Raw genomic sequence first — 2,335 nt, 5'->3', positions numbered from 1 at the left:
GCGCTGGCCAAAAAGGGCGCCTGCTGCGCCGGGATCGACATCCACGATGCCCGCCGGGTGGCCGAGGAAAAGGGCTTTCCGCATTACGTGCTCGATTACGAGAACATCTTTCAGGACGCGGTGATCGACGAGTTCGCCGACAGCTATCTGGCCGGCGCCACCCCGGTGCCCTGCATCCGCTGCAACGAAAGGGTGAAGTTCAAGGACCTACTGGAAACCGCCAAGGATCTTGACGCAGACTGCATGGCCACCGGCCATTACATCCAGCGCAAGATCGGCCCCAACGGGCCCGAGCTGCACAGCGCCGTCGACGCCAATCGCGACCAGAGCTATTTCCTGTTCTCGACCACCCCCGAACAGCTCGACTACCTGCGCTTCCCGCTGGGGCATTTGCCCAACAAGGAGGCGACCCGGGCTCTGGCCGCCGAATACGGGCTTGCCGTCGCCGACAAGCCCGACAGCCAGGACATCTGTTTCGTGCCGGACGGCGATTATGCCGGGGTGATCGAAAAGCTGCGCCCCGGCGCGGCGGAACCGGGCGAGATCGTCGATCATCACGGCAAGGTGCTGGGCCGGCACGAGGGGGTGATCCACTATACCATCGGCCAGCGTCGCGGCCTCGGCATCGGCGGGCTCAGCGAGCCGCTCTACGTGGTCCGGCTCGATGTCGACAACAAGCGGGTGATCGTCGGCCCCAAAGAGATGCTGGCCACCCGCGTCATCCCGGTGCGCGAGATCAACTGGCTGGGCGATGCCCCCTTCGACAGCCGCGCCGAATGGCATGTCGCGGTCAAGGTGCGCTCGACCCGCCCGCCGCGCGAGGCGATCCTGCGCCCCACCGGGCCGCAGAGCGCCGAGGTCGAACTGCTGACCCCGGAAGAGGGTGTCTCGCCGGGTCAGGCCTGTGTCTTCTACGACACCGCCAGCAGCCGCATCTTCGGCGGCGGCTGGATCTGGCGCGGCGCCTGACCGCGCGGCACGGCCGGCCGTCGACCGCCCGCCCCCGGCGGCGCGCTAGCCGGAAAGCCCCTCCAGCACCGCCCGCGCGGCGCGCAGGCCGGGCTCGGCCTGCCCCCGACCCAACAGCTCCATCGTCAGCGCCATCGCCGCATGCTGCGCGCCCGCATCATCAAGCAGCGCCAAAAGCGCCGGCGCGATCGCCTCGGGCTTGAAGTCGGGGCCAAGGAACTCAGGCACCGCGCGCGTGTCGGTGACAAGGTTGACCAGCGTCACGGTGTCGATCAGCGCCATGCGGCTCATGATCTGCCAGCTGATCCAGTTCATGTCATAGGCGATCACCATCGGCGTCCCCGAGGCCGCCAGCTCCAGCGAAACCGTGCCCGAAGCGGCCAGCGCCACGTCGGCGGCGCCGAAGGCGGCGCGTTTCTCGGCCAGGGCAGCGGCCGGATCGATGCCGTTGGGATCAAGGATCACCGGCGGATGCCGCCATTGCGCGGTCATGTCGCGCACCAGCCCGGCCACGGGGCCTGCCGCCGGCACCACCACCTGCAGCTCGGGTCGGGCCCGTGTCATCCGCGCCACCACCTCGCCGAAGGCCGGGGTCAGGCGCGACACCTCGCCCCGGCGCGATCCCGGAAGCGCCAGCAGCAGCGGCCGGTCGCCGACCCGGTGGCGGGCGCGGACCTGCGCCACCTCATGCGGGCTCGCCACCGGCTCGGCAACCACCGGGTGGCCGACGAAGTCGCAGCGCATGCCGGCCGCCTCCATGAAGGGCGGCTCGAAGGGCAGCAGTGCCAGCACCTGATCGATCGCCCGCGCCATCTTGGCCGCGCGCCCGGGGCGCCAGGCCCAGACCGAGGGCGCGACGTAATGCACGCAGCGCAGGCCGCCGGCGGCCTTGACCTCGCGCGCCACCCGCAGGCAGAAATCGGGGCTGTCGATGGTCACCATCACGTCGGCCCGCGACGCCAGCGCCGCCTTGGCGGTCTGGTGCATGCGTTTCAGCAGGTGGCGATAGCGGGGCAGCACCTCGGCGATGCCCATGACGCTGAGTTCGTCCATGGGAAACAGGCTGGTCAGCCCCTCGGCCTGCATCAGCGGCCCGCCGATACCGTCGAACTCGACGCTGCCGGCAAGCGTGTGCAACCCCGCCATCAGCGCCGCGCCGAGCCGGTCGCCCGAGGCTTCGCCGGCGATCAGGAAGACGCGCATCTAGGGCGCCTCGGCGATCAGGAACAGACCGGCGGCATCGGCCGCCCGCAAGGTCTCGTCACGGTCGATCAGCAGCACGGTGCCGGCCTCGATCACGATTCCCGCAAGCCCTGCGGCGGCCGCGGCGGCGATCGTCCCGGGCCCGATCGCGGGCATGTCCACG

Annotated in this window: 3 protein-coding genes; 1 reads left to right on the top strand and 2 read right to left on the bottom strand. The window is 70.3% G+C overall.

Going from position 1 to position 2,335, the window contains the following annotated elements:
* Nucleotides 1-969 (top strand): tRNA 2-thiouridine(34) synthase MnmA (mnmA, locus tag ABZD10_RS15310; protein WP_372887841.1); only part of this gene is annotated, 969 nt, incomplete at its 5' end.
* A gap of 45 nt (nt 970-1,014) precedes the next feature.
* Here mnmA and lpxB read toward each other — a convergent pair.
* Both lpxB and lpxI read right to left on the bottom strand, forming a co-directional pair.
* On the bottom strand, nt 1,015-2,172 hold the full coding sequence (gene lpxB / locus ABZD10_RS15305) for a lipid-A-disaccharide synthase (RefSeq protein ID WP_372887839.1): 1,158 nt from the start codon (nt 2,170-2,172) through the stop codon (nt 1,015-1,017).
* Entirely contained in the window at nt 2,173-2,328 is a 156-nt protein-coding gene (gene lpxI / locus ABZD10_RS15300) for a UDP-2,3-diacylglucosamine diphosphatase LpxI domain-containing protein (protein WP_372887843.1), read from the bottom strand.
* Nucleotides 2,329-2,335 lie beyond the last annotated feature (7 nt).

Origin of the sequence: Shimia sp., from assembly GCF_041624275.1 — a bacterium.
GTDB lineage: Bacteria > Pseudomonadota > Alphaproteobacteria > Rhodobacterales > Rhodobacteraceae > Shimia.
Note: the sequence above shows the minus strand (reverse complement) of the source record. Positions and strands in the feature narration are given on the sequence as shown.